A 15666-nucleotide genomic window follows, 5' to 3' on the forward strand; every position below is an offset into this window, starting at 1 on the left:
CAAGGGCGGCCTTCTGGTTTTGGCCGCCTTCCCTTTTCGCAACGGAGAGCGTCATGCATCCGGCATTTCAGGGCCTGCTGACCATTGCCATCGGCGTGTCAGGTTGTGTGGGTTATTTTTACTTATCCAACCAGTTTCTGGACAAAGTTTTGTTCCCACCGCGCGGACCAAATGCTGGCCGCAACATAAACCGGGCGAACATAATTCGGCCATGGCTGTTTCTTTTTCCCGCAGTCGCGGCGCTGGGTCTTTATCTGGCTTACCCAGTCATCGAAACCATGCGGTTGTCGCTGACTGATCGTGTACCTGGTGGCGGGTATGAATGGGTCGGCCTGGAAAACTACAAACAGATGGTGGCCGAACCGAAGTTTTGGGAAGCGATGCGAAACAATATGCTGTGGCTTATTGTGGTTCCGGCTTTGTCGACGTTTTTCGGCTTGCTCGTTGCTCAGCTAACCGACCGCATACGTTGGGGAAACGTCGCCAAGGCCATGATTTTCATGCCGATGGCGATCTCTTTCGTAGGTGCATCGGTGATCTGGAAGTTGGTTTATGACACCCGTCCGGTTGAACAGGATCAAATCGGGATACTGAACGCCCTATACATGTTCTTTGGCGGAACCGAACCTCAAACATGGTTGACCATACCCTTCTGGAACAGCTTTTTCCTGATGGTTGTTTTGATCTGGATACAAACCGGTTTTGCCATGGTCATTCTGTCGGCGGCGCTTCGTGGTATCCCGGAAGAAACTGTAGAAGCCGCAATTTTGGATGGCGCGAACCCATTTCAGATTTTTTTCAAGATCAAGGTACCGCAAATCAAGACGACTATCCTTGTCGTCTGGACCACGATTACCATCCTGGTTCTCAAAGTCTTCGACATTGTGTTCGCGATGACGAATGGCCAGTGGGAGACACAGGTTCTTGCCAACTACATGTATGACAAGCTGTTTCGGGCCAATGACTGGGGCGTAGGCTCAGCCTCGGCGATGGTCATAATGCTGCTGGTTACCCCGATCCTTGTCTGGAATGTGCGTAATGCACGCAATGAGATGAAGTAGGAGCCTGACATGAGTGATATTGCAGGAACCAAGCCCGCCCTGCGTTGGGTCGTCCATCTCTCCGTTATTTTTCTAGTGGTGCTGTGGGTGGTGCCGACTCTGGGGTTGTTTATCTCGTCTTTCCGTACCGCCGATCAGATTGCGACCAGCGGATGGTGGAAATCTCTGTTCCCGTCTGAACAGAACCTGACCTTGCGTTCTGCTGCGGCAGAAAACCAAGTGCTCGAAGACGGAATGTATGTGATCGAAGGCAACCTTTTTGATGCTAGTCAAAAAGCTACAATTTCGAAATGGGGCGTTAGTTCACGTGCGGTGGACGCATTTGAGCCGGGACAGACAGCCGAATTGCGCAGAGGTGGAACCATCACAGTGGATGCCAGCGGCAACTACAGGATGGAAAACGCAGAAGAATTCACCGGCGCTCGGGGCGCACGTGTATTCGTTACCGCGGAACTTCCACCAGAGTTCACGCTGGATAACTATCACAAAGTACTGTTGGCAGAAGATAGCACGGACAGCATGACACGGGCATTCTTCAACACGCTGACAGTAACGGTTCCCGCCACTATCATCCCAATTCTAGTCGCCGCGTTCGCGGCCTACGCGCTGGCATGGATGGAGTTCCCGGGTCGTGCCTTGCTGATCGCTGCAGTTGTTGGCCTGTTGGTTGTTCCACTTCAACTGGCCCTTATCCCATTGTTGAAATTTCATCTGGGGATCGGGATAGGCAAAGGCTACCTCGGTGTATGGATGGCCCACACGGGCTTTGGGATGCCGTTGGCGATTTACCTGCTGCGAAACTACATGGCCGGCCTTCCGCGCGATCTGATCGAAAACGCACGGGTGGATGGCGCAACCGAGTTCCAAATCTTTACGAAACTCATACTCCCGCTTAGCTTTCCTGCGTTGGCGTCCTTTGCGATCCTGCAATTCTTGTGGACTTGGAACGACTTGCTGGTCGCCAAAGTATTTCTGATCGACGCATCAGGTCAGACGACCGTTATGACCAACAGCATTGTCGAGTTGCTTGGTACGCGCGGCGGCAATTGGGAAATACTTGCAACGGCGGCATTCGTATCGATCGTCGTTCCACTGATTGTCTTCTTTGCAATGCAGAAATATCTGGTCCGCGGTTTGTTGGCCGGGTCCGTAAAATAAAGGCGTGATATGAACGTGCAGAATAACGCAACACTCAACAGATCCTTGCAAGTCTCGTCCTATTGGTGGCGCGGCGGTGTGATCTACCAGATTTACCCCCGCAGTTTTCAGGACAGTAATGGCGATGGGATCGGAGACCTGAACGGTATTACTGAGCGCCTGGGCTACATCGCATCCTTGGGCGTGGATGCAATTTGGATCTCTCCTTTCTTCAAATCACCGATGAAAGACTTCGGCTATGATGTCAGTGATTATCGAGCCGTTGATCCAATGTTTGGCACGATGGAGGACTTTCAAACCTTACTTGGTCAGGCGCACGAACAGGGCCTGAAGGTAATGATCGATTTGGTTCTCTCACACACTTCTGATCAGCATCCCTGGTTCAGTGAAAGTCGGGCAAGTCAGGAAAATCCAAAAGCCGATTGGTACGTTTGGGCCGATGCCAAATCGGACGGCACAGCGCCGAACAATTGGCTGTCGATCTTTGGCGGCTCTGCTTGGCAGTGGGATTCGCGTCGCCAACAATACTACCTACACAATTTTCTTAGCTCACAGCCTGACCTGAACTTTCACTGTTCCGATGTGCAAGATGCATTGCTGGATGTGGCGCGATTTTGGCTGGATCTGGGTGTCGATGGGTTTCGATTGGACACAATCAATTTCTATTTCCACGACAAGCAGTTGCGAGATAACCCGGCATTGCCGATGGATCAGCGGAATTCCTCAATTGCGCCGCAGGTCAACCCCTATAACCATCAGGATCATTTGCATTCAAAAAGCCAGCCAGAAAACATCGCATTCCTAGAACGGCTACGCGCGCTGACAGACGAATACCCGGACCGTGCCTGTTTGGGCGAGATCGGTGATGCGCAACGCGGGTTAGAGATTATGGGGGATTACACTACCGGCGATAAAAGAATGCACATGTGTTATGCCTTTGAATTTCTTGAAAAACGCGCCCTAACCGCTGCTTATACAAAGCACGTGTTTGATCAACTGGAAGAAAAAGCTGGCGACGCATGGCCTTGTTGGGCCTTTTCCAACCACGATGTCCAACGCCACGCTTCGCGTTGGAATTTGGATGAGACGGCCCTTCGTCAACACGCGGTCCTGATGATGTGTTTGCGCGGCTCGGCCTGTTTGTATCAGGGCGAGGAGCTTGGACTGCCTGAAGCCGATGTGCCGTTTGAAAACTTGCAGGACCCTTATGGCATTGAATTCTGGCCCGAATTCAAAGGTCGGGATGGCTGCCGCACGCCAATGGTTTGGATGGCACAAGACGAACAGTCGGGTTTCAGTACCAGTAGCCCATGGTTGCCGGTGAGCACTGCGCAAGCAGAACGCGCCGTCGACCAATCTGAACGCGACCCAAATTCAATGCTGCATCACTATCGCCGTGCGATCGCCCTGCGCCACGCACACTCTGCGTTGAGGTCCGGCACGCAGACCGAAATGACGCAGAATGGCTCGGTTCTGTCGTTTTTCCGCGAAGACGATGCTGAACAGATATTTTGCGCCTTTAATCTAGGCTCAAGCGCTATCGAAGCCTCACTCCCCCAAGGTGAATGGCGTTCGATCGGCGGGGAATTGGGAAGTGTTTATGGGATTGGAACCGTCAAATTGGACGCCGCTCAATTCTGTCTTCTGGTCAGGGAAACGAGGTAAGCCATGTCGGAACTCAAGCTAACAGATGTGGCCAAAACCTACGGTTCTGTCGATGTTCTGAAGCATATTAACCTCGACATTGAAACAGGCGAGCTTATCGTTTTCGTCGGTCCATCGGGATGTGGGAAATCCACTTTGCTACGTATGATTGCGGGGTTGGAGAAGATCTCAGGCGGCATGCTTGAAATCGAAGGGCAAGTTATGAACGATGTCCCGCCCGCACAGCGTGGCATCGCCATGGTGTTTCAGTCCTATGCCTTATACCCACATATGACGGTACGCGAGAACATGGCTTTCGCACTGAAAATCGCAAAAATGCCAAACGCCGAGATAAATTCCGCAGTCGAGCGCGCAGCCCAAATCTTACAGTTGGAACCTTTTCTCGATCGGTTACCCAAGGCACTTTCAGGCGGGCAGCGCCAACGGGTTGCTATCGGACGGGCGATCGTGCGCGACCCAAAAGTCTATCTTTTCGACGAACCGCTTTCGAACCTGGACGCTGCCTTGCGTGTTGCCACCCGAATTGAAATCGCACGTCTTAAAGAGGCGATGCCTGAGAGTACTATGATCTACGTTACCCATGATCAGGTTGAGGCGATGACGTTGGCCAGCCGGATCGTCGTTCTGGCAAACAAAGGGATTGCTCAGGTCGGTACGCCTCTGGAACTATATGAAACCCCTGATAATGAATTCGTAGCGCAATTCATTGGTTCCCCTGCGATGAATTTGCTGCCAGGCGTAATTTCTGAAACGGGCGATATGACCTCGATCACTCTCGACTCAGGCGGGGTGGCTGTATCTTCGATCGCTACAAAATCTGACCAAATGGGATTGCGTGTAAATGTTGGCGTACGACCCGAGGATTTTTTCCCTGACGACAAATCCACGTTTCTTGAAGGGAACGTCGATTTCATCGAAGCCTTAGGCGAGGTTACTCTGTTGTACTTCGCCAGTCGCCCAGGTGCCGAGGACATAGTCGCAAAATTTCCCGGGATCGAAAAGAACCTGCGTGGGCAAAACGTCAAACTTAACGCTGACCCGGCCAAAGTGCACTTGTTTCACGATGGCCTGTCTCTTCGAAACAGTCGATAGTGATCGAAGTCCTCGGTTAAACGCGATACAGGATCAGGAGGCGTGGCAAAACGCTTTGCGAATAGATTCACATTCCCAAAGCTTCTTTGTACATTTCCAGTACCGCTTCTTCTTCGGCAATATCATCTTTATCCCGCTTACGCAGGGCAATTACCTTGCGCATCACCTTCGTATCATAACCGCGCGCCTTTGCTTCGGCCATGACTTCCTTTTGTTGATCCGCTATGTCTTTTTTTTCAGCCTCAAGGCGCTCAAATCGTTCAACGAACTGACGCAACTCGCCTGCGGTCACCCGGTAGTTAACTGCAGATTGATCTTCGGTGACGTCTTCCATTTGCGTCTCTCCCTGAACTGATATGTGATGCAAGATAATCGGGCAACACGCCGGATACATCGCTACAGCGCAAGGCGCAAGCGCACAATCCAGGCCTCGGCCTTGTGCCAAAGGCGTCGATCCGTTAAGCGCAGACGTAGTTGTACTGGCAAACACGAGAATCCATGTTCGACATTATCGTTTGGGGCGGAGCCGCCCTGTCACTTGCCGGCTTATTTGGTCTTGTCTGGTGCATCTTTCGGGTAATGAAAGCACGCAAGGCCGGTCTTTCAGACGAAGAGTTGCGTGCAACCGTTCAGGGCGTGTTACCCTGGAACCTTGCATCGTTATTTCTGTCCGTTTTGGGTCTTATGCTGGTCATCCTCGGGATTTCCTTCGGATAACCAAGTTGGTCAGACAGGAATGTTATCGAATTGCGCTTCGATTGCGTCTTCACACAGTGCGGCATCCAGACGCCGTAGCCGGGACGGTATCTGAACGCGCTGGGCACGCATTCTGTCAAGCACCTTGCTGACACTTGGCTGCAATTCCAATCGTGTGTCCAGACAAGCACCATGCAGCATTTTTTCGAGCTGTTCCGCCTCGTAGTAGAGATCCTGAGCTGTCATCTGCTTCCTCCCATGTGATGCGACTGTGCTTGATATAGGTAACAACATTAAGACCAACATGAGACTTGATGAACGTCTCGCAATTTCTTGCCGATTGGTGCAAAATCCTGCCGATTGTATGCCGCACGGTTAACTCTTGTGCGAAATTTACCCGTGATGCTTTGACTGACATCAAATCGTGAATTGAATAACCTATCATATTCCACTATTTCTATATGATAGCATTCTGATGGAGGACACCATGACCCCAAAAGTGAAAGCTTTCTTCGACCAGCAGACGTTCACAGTGTCCTACGTCGTGCAGGAACCAGCAGGTACCGCCTGCGCGATTATCGACAGTGTACTGGATTTCGACCACGCTTCGGGGCGCACGGGAACTCAGGCCGCGGATCAGATCATTGAATATGTCAAAGACAACGGACTCAAGGTTCAGTGGATTTTGGAAAGCCATGTTCATGCCGATCATTTGTCAGCGGCGCCTTACCTTCAACAGGAGTTGGGCGGTAAAATTGGCATTGGGAAAAACATAGTCGTTGTTCAGGATACATTTGGAAAAGTATTCAACGAAGGCACTGAATTTCAGCGCGACGGAAGCCAGTTTGATGCCCTCTTTTCGGAAGGCGACAGCTTTCATATAGGGCAAATGCGAGGGGACGTTCTGCACACGCCGGGGCATACACCAGCGTGCTTGACCTATGTTATTGGCGACGCGGCTTTTGTCGGCGACACGTTGTTCATGCCGGATTTCGGTACGGCTCGCTGCGATTTTCCGGGCGGATCGTCAGCAACCCTGTATGATTCAATTCAAAAGATTCTGTCGCTGCCAGACGAAACGCGGATTTTCGTTGGCCATGACTACAAAGCGCCGGGTCGCGATGAATATGCGTGGGAAACGACCGTGGGTGAACAGAAGGCATTAAACATTCACATCGGCCAGGGTCGCAGTATTGAGGAATTCGTCGAAATGCGTGATGCACGCGATGCGACGCTAGCCATGCCGCGCCTTATCCTGCCGTCGCTGCAAGTAAATATGCGCGCGGGACAAATGCCGCCACCTGACGAACATGGCGACGTGATGATGAAGCTGCCGGTAAATAAACTTTGAATCGGCCTAAGGGGCGTCAGGGGAAGCAAAATGTACGTTGAATGGATATGGGGCCTGATTGGTGGATTGCTAATCGGGCTTGGTGCGGCAGTGTACCTGCTTTGCAACGGGCGCATCATGGGCGCCAGCGGTATTTTGGGTAATTTGGTCGAGCGTGGGCCGCTGGACAAAAAGATGGAACGTCTGATTTTTGTCGTAGGGTTGATTGGGATGCCCCTTTTGCTGCGCCCGCTGATTGCACCTGCCGCTCAAACGCATCTGACAAGCAACATCTCGATCGTTATTCTTGCTGGACTATTGGTGGGGGTTGGAACTCGTGTCGCTAACGGCTGCACTTCAGGACACGGTGTTTGCGGTATTTCCCGGTTCTCTTTGCGCGGGATCGTTGCGACGGTGATTTATATTCTGGCCGGTGCTCTGACTCTGGCGTTGTTCCGAAATGTTTTGGGGTTGATATGATGCGCGGTTTGTTTGCTTTTGTCGCCGGATCACTTTTTGGAACCGGGCTATTGATCTCGGGGATGACTAATACGCGCAAGGTTCAGGGTTGGTTGGACATTTTTGGTAATTGGGACCCTACGTTGGCCTTTGTAATGGCGGGGGCGATCATACCGATGTTGCTGGCTTGGCGCTTGACCCGCGGCAGAACGCCTTTAGTCGGCGGCCAATTCCCGGCCAAGCCAAGTATGGAAATCGATCGTCGTCTCGTTGTGGGATCTGTTTTATTTGGGATGGGTTGGGCCTTGGCGGGGTTGTGCCCCGGTCCGGCGATGGCATCGCTCAGCTACGGCGGAATCAACGGGGTTTTGTTTCTCATCGCAATGATTGCCGGCATGTTGGCGGCGCCACCTCTGGGCAGACAACTGGACAGGCTCGCAAACGCGTCCTAATCAACTGCCATGGAGATTCGTCGAATAACACACCGCTATGCCGTTTCACCGCAAATCACTGTTGATGACGTGCCAGCCATCGCAGAGGCTGGTTTTGTCAAGGTGATATGCAACCGTCCAAACACAGAAGTTCCAACCGAAATGCATTCAGATGCGATCGGAGAGGCTGTTCGCGCTGCGGGGATGGAATACGAAGTTCTGGAGTTGACACATCAGACGATGACTCCGGAAAACGTCGCCCGCCAAAAGAGTTTGGCCGAAAGCTGTGAAGGCCCAGTACTCGCCTATTGCGCTTCCGGGACCCGATGCTCGGTCGTATGGGCGCTTGGGCAGTGCGACTGCATGAGTACCGAAGAAATTTTGGAAGCGACAAGCAAGGCTGGATACGCTTTGGAAGGACTGCGCCCGGCTTTGGAACAGATGGAAAAGTCGCAAAGTTGAATTGATTTTATCCCACGGGCTCCTGCTCGTCGGTTTCATTTGAACCGGCGAATTGCCTGATATCGGTCAAGTTATGCTCCGGTGTCGCATATGTCACTTGTTGACGGTCCGGTACGATCAGTTCGGTCGAGTCCATCTCAACAGGCTTGATGACTTCACGGGTCGGTTCTACGGCTTGCCAGTCTCGGGGTTCGGGCGCCAGGCCGCTTTGCACATGCAGGCTTTGATCAGAGGCCAAAAGCGCCGGCTCGCGCACCTGTTCATTGATACGAATTGCGCGCATACCACCGCTTTGACCTAAACGCCCCACAGCTATTCGCGTCCTGTCAATTGTTGTGATTTCGGTATTATCCAGACGGACCCCGTTCAACGGCACTACATCACCAATCTGCAGGTTTGATAACTCCGCCAGTGGTAATGACATGCGGCAAATCACAGATTGCAGTTCGGCCCGAATCACTCCGGCGGCCTGATCCAGATTTGGGCCATTGTCGACTGATTCCACAGCCTCGGCATCTTCGGTTACCGGTTTTTCCGGCAAAACGACGCACACGTGACCCTGCCGAGCACCTCCCGCCAACTCCACAGTCAGGTCAAATACGCGGTATGAGGCATCAATCAGGGCCAGAGTTAGCGAGCGCAAATCTTTTGCGCGTGCGGAAAATTCCAGTCCTGACAGGCTTGATATATCCGTTGGCGCGTCCACCAATTCTTTGGCGCGTCGCAACACTCCTTCGGCCAGAGGAGACGTCATTGCGGCATCAGTATCCGTAAATACACGCGACTGAGGCGGATTCGCCAAAACCTCTCCAATCGTCTGTTTTTGCAGTATTGCCGAAACGCAACCTGGGTCCAGACAAAAAGCCGCAGGTCCTGTGTTATCTGAGTCTACCAGCAACAATAACCAATCGTCCTGAACAGATTTACACAGTTCGGACGGCATGCGTGTGGCTTGTTTCGCGCCAATCACAGTGAGTGACAAGTTGAACTTGTCTTCGGCCTCGCGCGCGCATGCTAAGCGAAGCGCCCGCAATACCGAACGATTGCCTCTCGCGGCATTGTCTTGCCCAGTCGAAAGCTTGCGCACTAAGGCTGCGTTGACCTTTTCCGTCATGGCATCGAGTCGCCGTAAAATATTGATCCGTTACCCAGTGTACTCTGCAGACGGTTACAAATGTATTTATGACCAATTTATTGTGCAGCCTGTTGATAGGCCACCGGCAGACTCACCCGGAACGCCGCTCCGCCCTGCCCCGGTAAGTACGCAATGTCGCCCCCAAGGCGCTGCATGATCTCACGGCAGATCGCAAGTCCCAGGCCTGCACCACCCGCTTTGTCCGAGCCGACCCGTGCAAATTTCTCGAACACCAATGCCTGAGCCTCGGCTGGAATACCGCTGCCATTATCGACGAAATCGATCACGACTTGTCCACCGACATCATGGGTCGATATGGTCAATTCTGGCAAAGCTGCATCGCAATATTTCTGTGCATTGGAAATTAGATTGATGAATACCTGTCCTAGCCGGTCAAGGTCAGTGTGCAGTTGGATGCGTTCGCTCGCGCGAACCCGCCGAACGCTCAGCTTTCCGTCGCCGCCCGCCAACGCGCCGGAAATGGCACGATCCAGAACCGCACTCAGACTTCCGTCGCCGGTATTCAAGCTGACTTGACCACTCTCCAACACGCTGAGATCCAACAGGTCGTCCAATAGCCTCGTTAAGCGTAAAGCCTCGTCATGGATGATGGCTGCATATCGTGTTTGCTCTTCTGCGCTTAAACCGTCAGTGTCTCGCAAGATTTCGGAAAATGCGCGGATTGATGTCATCGGAGTGCGCAGCTCATGGCTCACTTGGCTCAGAAAGGCGTCCTTCTGCTTTGATACCTGGGTCAGCTTGGTGTTTGCTTCGCGCAGTTTCAGGGCAGTCCGACTCAGCTCGTTTGATTTGGCTTCAAGCTGACTGGAATATTCCAACAACTGCGCGGATTCGTCTGCAACGGCCAGCAGGTCTTCGACAGATACCGAAGCCCCGCCAACAATCTGACCGATCATCGCGTGTGCTGTCGCCGCACCGACAGAACCGCTCAATTCACGTTCAAGCCGCTGCAAAAAGCCGGGGGTGGGTTCGGGCAGTCGACCTGTACGGCCGTTTTGCCTTTCGGCTTCCGCTTGAAAGAACTCCTGGGCCGGAACTACCCCAAGAATTCGCTGTGTCATGATCATCAGATCTTCGCTTTGGGCTACCGATCCGGTCCAGCCTTGCGGTGCAACAGAATGGTCGAAAACATTCACGAATTGCGCACCCTGCAAACGTTCCAACGGACTGGGAAAACTTAACAGCGAAGCAACACAGAACCCGATTGTATTCAAAGATAGGGACCACATCACGGAATGGACCATAGGATCGATTCCTTCAATCCCGAACAGGGCTTGTGGCCTTAGCCAACCCCACCCAAAAGGCCCGTTTTCAATGACCGAGATCGGAATAATCCCACCGCCCATTCCCGGTAGTAACAGAGTATATATCCACAAGATAAATCCAATGCTCAGCCCAACCAGCGCACCGGTTCGGGTGGCGCCTCGCCAAAACAGTCCGCCCACCAACGCGGGAAGAATTTGGGAAATTCCGGCAAAGGCCACCAGCCCGATTGAGGCCAGCGCGGCCCCCCCACCCGACACGCGATAATAGAAGTAACCCAGCGCCATAATAACTGCGATGGAGACCCTGCGCGCCATCAACACGATCGTCCGAACATCACCCGAAACGGAGGCTGACCCTTCATGTGTGCTTAACCAGATCGGCATCACCACGTGGTTCGAAACCATAGTCGACAAGGCCATTGCCGTTACGATAACCATCGATGTGGCAGAAGAAAAACCGCCGATAAACGAAAGCATTGCAAGCCAGTCATTGCCCTGAGACAGCGGCACTGTCAGCACGAATAAATCCGGGTTTGACCCTTTGGGCATAAGGTCCAACCCAATTACCGCTATCGGAACGACAAACAGGCTCATCAGCAGTAAGTACAGTGGGAAAGCCCAAGCAGCCGTTCTTAGATGGCTTTCATCATCATTTTCTACGACCATGACCTGAAACATTCGCGGCAGGCAGATAAATGCAGCTGCCGATAAGAAAGTAAATGTGGCCCAGCGGCTTGCATCTACATTCCATTTGCCGATCTCCGACGCGTCTATGCGTTCCATCATCGGAGCCAATCCACCGGCAATACCCCAAACGACGAAGATCCCAACCGCCAGCAACGCAAACAATTTCACAACAGATTCCAACGCGATCGCGGTGACTACGCCATGATGTCGTTCATTCACATCCAAGTTTCGTGTTCCGAACAGAATGGCAAAAACCGCCAGGCCTGCGGCCACCCAAAACACGCTGGATCCCTCTCGATACAGACCCGTTGGGTCTGCCTCGGCAAAAATCGAGAAAGACAACGTAATCGACTGTAATTGCAGCGCGATATAGGGTGTTCCGCCCACTACCGCCAATGTCGTCACGCAGATAGCCAAGGTGTTGGACTTACCGTACCTGGAAGAAATCAAGTCCGCGATAGATGTGACGCGCTGGCTGCGCCCAACCCTTACCAGCTTTCGAAGACCCCACCACCAACCGACCATTACCAAGGTTGGGCCCAAGTAGATGGTAACGAACTCCAACCCCGAGCGGGCTGCGTTTCCGACCGCACCATAAAATGTCCAAGCTGTACAATAAATCGACAAAGACAATGTATAAATCAGTGGCGAGCGTAACCATTTACCCCGCCCTGCTGCCGCTAGCCGATCAGCGGCAAAGGCAACACCGAATAACAGCACCACATAGCCCAGACACACAAGTATCAGGACATTCAGCGTTGCCATGTGTCCGCCTCCGCATCACCTTTTTCACGCGCAGCAAGCCTCCTTGCCGCAAAGCCAAAGACGACATTGATCAGGATCAAAACAGCCCAGCAGGCGAAAATATAGAAAATCGCCGCGGATAGCGGCACTGCGCCGGTCCCATCACTTTCATCCGGCCAAAGTAACGGAACGGCAAGTAATGCAGCACCAAGGAACGGCAACAAGCGCGCCGCGTCCATCAAACGGCGCCGACGATAGCTTTGCCTTTCCAGAAACAAAGACGGTCGTCGGTGCTCGCCCTGTTCCTCTGGGGTCATAACCGCGAAGCCTGAGCATGAAGGTCACGCACGGCAGTCAAAACTTCGGCATTCGAAAACGGCTTGGTCATGAACCGGCTAACACCGGCTTTTTCCGCCATTTCCCGATCCCGTGATTGTCCCCGCGCAGTCAGCATCAGAACAGGCAATCGCTGCATATCCTGGTGCTCGCGCAGATCGCGAAGGATCTCCATACCGCTTTTGCCCGGCAGCATTACATCCAGAATAACCAAATCCGGTTCGGCTGCCTTGATCACCTGAACAGCGTCTGTGCCTTCAGCGTGCGTTTCAACCTGCCAACCTTCACGAGTTAGCAGAAATCGGATCGCCTCGGTAATGTTGGGCTCATCCTCAATCAACAGAACCTTACGGCTCATATTTGCAATCCCTCCCCATGACCGGTGGCGCACAGGACCGCCCGTCAGGGATAGATTAAGCGCTCTGTCAGGAAACTGTCAAAAGCCTTCGCTCAGAATTGATGGTTCGCGACGCGAAGAGCATTCAGTTTTTGGACAAATCCGACAGCTGGTTCCGACTTGCAAAGGTGCTAACCCTGATTGAGGACTGTCATCAACCGGTAGAACCAACATTACCGAGCGATAAACGGGATCCGTCCCAAAGGCCGAGGCAGGTTGCGGCCAAGCAACCGCGTAACAGTCGAATTCTGCTGCATTTCTCCCAAGTTGCACAACACGCTTTCGGATCGGCACGAGTGGGCGGTTTAGTGCCGCAAATACTGGCCAAAGTGGGCACGCCTCGCCATGTCGAGGCATGGCAAAACCGGGTGTCGGCTTGTAAAACAAAACGCTGCCAGAAGCGTCGCAGATCACCAAACCTGCTGGTTGTGACATCATTTTTTCGGGCAAAGTGGCAATCCGACGCAATACTGTCGGAAGATCTACCGAAAACATTTGGGCAAGAGCCAGCGGATCCGGGTTTGCTGGATCAAACACTTCCGCCAATTCACTAAGCGGCAAGGCCCGTGCATCTCTAACATAAAGATCGAGGACATCAGACGCGATCGTACGAGCAGCCGCCGTATCAAGATCTTCCAGTGGAACGCTGATGATATCACTATCGACTTCTAGATCGGGGAAATGGAAGCCGATCTTATTGAAAAACGCTTCGACCGCGTCTAGCGGGGCAACGCGTAATTCCCCCTGCCCTTCGCTATCGTCCAGATATGTCACCAATGCCTTAGAACTTTCCGCCAGCCGTTCGGCATCCTGGTGCAGGTTTCGATGGAAACGATCCCGCCAAGCCGCATCTATCTCACCTGGCTCGGCTAAAATGGCGGCAGTCGAGCGAATGGCCGCAGCCGTCGACAAAACCTCGTGCATTGATGCCGCCAGATGCGGATCATTCGTAAGGCGATCAGATAATGTTTCAACCGTGCGCTCCAAGGATACAACCCGACGGTGCATTTGCGCCAGAACAGCTGACCATCCGGGAAAACGCCCTGCGAATTCTTCCATTCCGTCAAGTTCAGGCTGTTGACCAACTGCGTCTGCGGCAGCTTCGCGAAGCGCCGAGATCAACGTTTCTTCGATACCCTGGGTCAGCAAAGAAGGCTCAACCGACAGCGCTCCGGCTATATCCATCAACAATTTTCCGCCAATCCTGCGACGGTTGTGTTCGATCAGGTTCAAATACGATGCAGAAATCCCCACTTGACGCGCCAGTTCTGCTTGGCGCAGACCCGAAATCTGCCGCCGTTCGCGTATTCTGCTGCCTGTCAGTGTGTCCCGCATGATCAAACTTCCTAAAGTGAAAAACCGGTAATTTCAGAGAAGTTTTCAGTTTTTCTTATTAATTATAAAATTTTACCCCGGTGTTTCCAACATATCTTTACACCGTTGACAGAAATGAGGCAGCAGCTGAGTTACCTAAACGCAAGCTACCCCTTCTCATTGCAGTAAATACCAGTCACCATACGTATATGAGCGACCCTGCTTTCGAATATGCCCCCATCGGCCTTGTCGAGTTGGAAAACCGTATCATCCGTCGATGCAACCTACAGTTTGCGCGGACCTTCGGTGGCGAAGAAGCGGAATACCGCAACATGCCGTTGCTGCACCTTTATCCGTCCGTCGCCGATTGGGAACGGATCGGTGCCCGCAGTTTAGAGGTAATGCGGGACACAGGCTATTACTCGGACGAACGTGTGATGCGACGGCGCAATGGCAATTTGTTTTGGTGCCGCGCCAGGGGGAGGTCGCTGACTCCGGACGACCCCTTCCGCCATGGAATCTGGAGCTTTTCCGACATCTCCGAAGAGCGGCCGCTTGTGGAGTTGACGACCCGTGAACGCGAGGTAGCGATCCTGTCGTGCAGAGGTTTGTCCGCAAAGGAAATCGGCGCGGAATTAGGGTTGAGTTATCGCACAATCGAGGCGTACAGAGCCCGCCTGCTAGAAAAATTCGGCGCGCGAAAACTGCCAGAGCTGGTGGCCAAGTTGTCAGGAATGCCCTTATAAACGAAACTTGCGCAGAAATTTGTGGGAAAGCCCCTGCTTTTCAGGGTCAGACGACGCTTTTCTTGACCAACTGCTTCGCTTATAACGCTGCGTAATCAAATCAAAGCCTGGGCAAAACAAACGGGCCAAAGGGGAACCTTCGAGGACACTCATGACAGATACCAAACACGAAGCGGATGTAGCGTTCATCAAGGCACTGGCCGAACTGTTGCGCGAAAACGATCTGACTGAACTGCAGGTAAAACGGGAATACGGAGAGGAGGACAGCCTTAATGTCCGCGTAAGCCGCCTATCGCAAACAGCGCCAGCCGCTCCGGTTCAGGTTTCAGTGCCAAGCGCAGTCCCTGCCGCACCGGTCGCCGCCCCGGCGGCAGCACCTGCCGTGGTCGAAGCTCCTGTGGCTTCGGAAGATCCCGCCAGCCACCCTGGTGCAGTGACTTCACCCATGGTCGGCACCGTTTACATGCAGCCTGAACCAGGGGCACCCGCCTTCATCACTGTCGGTGCTTCCGTTTCCGAAGGCGACACATTGTTGATCGTCGAAGCCATGAAAACGATGAACCATATTCACGCGCCCAAGTCCGGTACTGTCAAACGCATTCTTGTCTCAGATGGCGACGCCGTGGAATTCGGCACTCCTCTTGTGATCGTTGAGTAAGGCGGGCCA

18 protein-coding genes are annotated in these 15666 nt (G+C 53.0%); 11 read left to right on the forward strand and 7 right to left on the reverse strand.

The window, feature by feature from the left end; all coding sequences use genetic code 11:
* Nucleotides 1-53: 53 nt before the first annotated feature.
* The 4 genes from GOV45_RS01730 to GOV45_RS01745 are packed head-to-tail and all read left to right on the forward strand — an operon-like array spanning nt 54 to nt 4976.
* On the forward strand, nt 54-1061 hold the full coding sequence (locus GOV45_RS01730; RefSeq protein WP_170473382.1) for a carbohydrate ABC transporter permease: 1008 nt from the start codon (nt 54-56) through the stop codon (nt 1059-1061).
* Nucleotides 1062-1070: 9 nt separating this feature from the next.
* Nucleotides 1071-2219, forward strand: a complete 1149-nt coding sequence (locus GOV45_RS01735; protein ID WP_170473384.1) for a carbohydrate ABC transporter permease — start codon at nt 1071-1073, stop codon at nt 2217-2219.
* Between the two features lie 9 nt (nt 2220-2228).
* Nucleotides 2229-3884, forward strand: coding sequence for an alpha-glucosidase (locus GOV45_RS01740; protein WP_170473387.1), 1656 nt, complete (start codon nt 2229-2231; stop codon nt 3882-3884).
* 3 nt (nt 3885-3887) lie between these two features.
* Nucleotides 3888-4976, forward strand: coding sequence for an ABC transporter ATP-binding protein (locus GOV45_RS01745; RefSeq protein WP_170473389.1), 1089 nt, complete (start codon nt 3888-3890; stop codon nt 4974-4976).
* A 67-nt stretch (nt 4977-5043) separates the two neighbouring features.
* Here GOV45_RS01745 and GOV45_RS01750 read toward each other — a convergent pair whose 3' ends face one another.
* Nucleotides 5044-5310, reverse strand: coding sequence for a DUF2312 domain-containing protein (locus GOV45_RS01750; protein ID WP_170473392.1), 267 nt, complete (start codon nt 5308-5310; stop codon nt 5044-5046).
* A 164-nt stretch (nt 5311-5474) separates the two neighbouring features.
* On the opposite strand from GOV45_RS01750, the gene GOV45_RS01755 reads away from it, so the two are divergent.
* Nucleotides 5475-5693, forward strand: coding sequence for a hypothetical protein (locus GOV45_RS01755; RefSeq protein WP_170473394.1), 219 nt, complete (start codon nt 5475-5477; stop codon nt 5691-5693).
* Between the two features lie 9 nt (nt 5694-5702).
* On the opposite strand, the gene GOV45_RS01760 is transcribed toward GOV45_RS01755, so the two are convergent.
* Nucleotides 5703-5918 (reverse strand): hypothetical protein, encoded by a 216-nt coding sequence (locus tag GOV45_RS01760; protein WP_170473396.1) that lies wholly within the window; start codon nt 5916-5918, stop codon nt 5703-5705.
* Between the two features lie 241 nt (nt 5919-6159).
* Here GOV45_RS01760 and GOV45_RS01765 point away from each other — a divergent pair, with 241 nt between their 5' ends.
* The 4 genes from GOV45_RS01765 to GOV45_RS01780 are packed head-to-tail and all read left to right on the forward strand — an operon-like array spanning nt 6160 to nt 8354.
* Entirely contained in the window at nt 6160-7023 is an 864-nt protein-coding gene (locus GOV45_RS01765; protein ID WP_170473399.1) for an MBL fold metallo-hydrolase, read from the forward strand.
* 30 nt (nt 7024-7053) lie between these two features.
* Nucleotides 7054-7482, forward strand: a complete 429-nt coding sequence (locus GOV45_RS01770) for a YeeE/YedE family protein (RefSeq protein ID WP_170473402.1) — start codon at nt 7054-7056, stop codon at nt 7480-7482.
* A complete protein-coding gene (locus GOV45_RS01775) occupies nt 7482-7913 on the forward strand; it encodes a DUF6691 family protein (RefSeq protein WP_170473405.1) in 432 nt (143 codons plus the stop codon). The genes GOV45_RS01770 and GOV45_RS01775 overlap by 1 nt, the downstream gene beginning before the upstream one ends.
* A gap of 9 nt (nt 7914-7922) precedes the next feature.
* Nucleotides 7923-8354, forward strand: a complete 432-nt coding sequence (locus GOV45_RS01780; protein ID WP_170473406.1) for a TIGR01244 family sulfur transferase — start codon at nt 7923-7925, stop codon at nt 8352-8354.
* Nucleotides 8355-8361: 7 nt separating this feature from the next.
* On the opposite strand, the gene GOV45_RS01785 is transcribed toward GOV45_RS01780, so the two are convergent.
* From GOV45_RS01785 to GOV45_RS01805, 5 genes are all read right to left on the reverse strand, one after another.
* Nucleotides 8362-9468, reverse strand: coding sequence for a flagellar motor switch protein FliM (locus GOV45_RS01785; RefSeq protein WP_170473409.1), 1107 nt, complete (start codon nt 9466-9468; stop codon nt 8362-8364).
* Between the two features lie 77 nt (nt 9469-9545).
* Nucleotides 9546-12227, reverse strand: a complete 2682-nt coding sequence (locus GOV45_RS01790) for a sensor histidine kinase (RefSeq protein WP_170473412.1) — start codon at nt 12225-12227, stop codon at nt 9546-9548.
* A complete protein-coding gene (locus GOV45_RS01795; RefSeq protein ID WP_170473415.1) occupies nt 12215-12523 on the reverse strand; it encodes a hypothetical protein in 309 nt (102 codons plus the stop codon). The genes GOV45_RS01790 and GOV45_RS01795 overlap by 13 nt, the downstream gene beginning before the upstream one ends.
* Nucleotides 12520-12900: a response regulator transcription factor gene (locus GOV45_RS01800; RefSeq protein ID WP_170473417.1), complete on the reverse strand. Its 381-nt coding sequence runs from the start codon at nt 12898-12900 to the stop codon at nt 12520-12522. Before GOV45_RS01800 ends, GOV45_RS01795 begins: the two co-directional genes overlap by 4 nt.
* 78 nt (nt 12901-12978) lie before the next feature.
* Nucleotides 12979-14274 carry a helix-turn-helix transcriptional regulator gene (locus GOV45_RS01805; RefSeq protein WP_170473420.1) on the reverse strand — a complete coding sequence of 432 codons (1296 nt, stop codon included), beginning with the start codon at nt 14272-14274 and terminating at the stop codon, nt 12979-12981.
* Between the two features lie 188 nt (nt 14275-14462).
* On the opposite strand from GOV45_RS01805, the gene GOV45_RS01810 reads away from it, so the two are divergent.
* Nucleotides 14463-14999 carry a LuxR C-terminal-related transcriptional regulator gene (locus GOV45_RS01810; RefSeq protein WP_170473423.1) on the forward strand — a complete coding sequence of 179 codons (537 nt, stop codon included), beginning with the start codon at nt 14463-14465 and terminating at the stop codon, nt 14997-14999.
* 151 nt (nt 15000-15150) lie between these two features.
* The gene (accB, locus tag GOV45_RS01815) at nt 15151-15657 is read left to right on the forward strand and encodes an acetyl-CoA carboxylase biotin carboxyl carrier protein (RefSeq protein ID WP_170473426.1); all 507 of its coding nucleotides are present in this window, start codon (nt 15151-15153) and stop codon (nt 15655-15657) included.
* The last annotated feature ends 9 nt before the right edge of the window (nt 15658-15666 follow it).

This window comes from Ruegeria arenilitoris (genome assembly GCF_013035425.1).
GTDB classification, from domain to species: Bacteria; Pseudomonadota; Alphaproteobacteria; order Rhodobacterales; family Rhodobacteraceae; genus Ruegeria; species Ruegeria arenilitoris_A.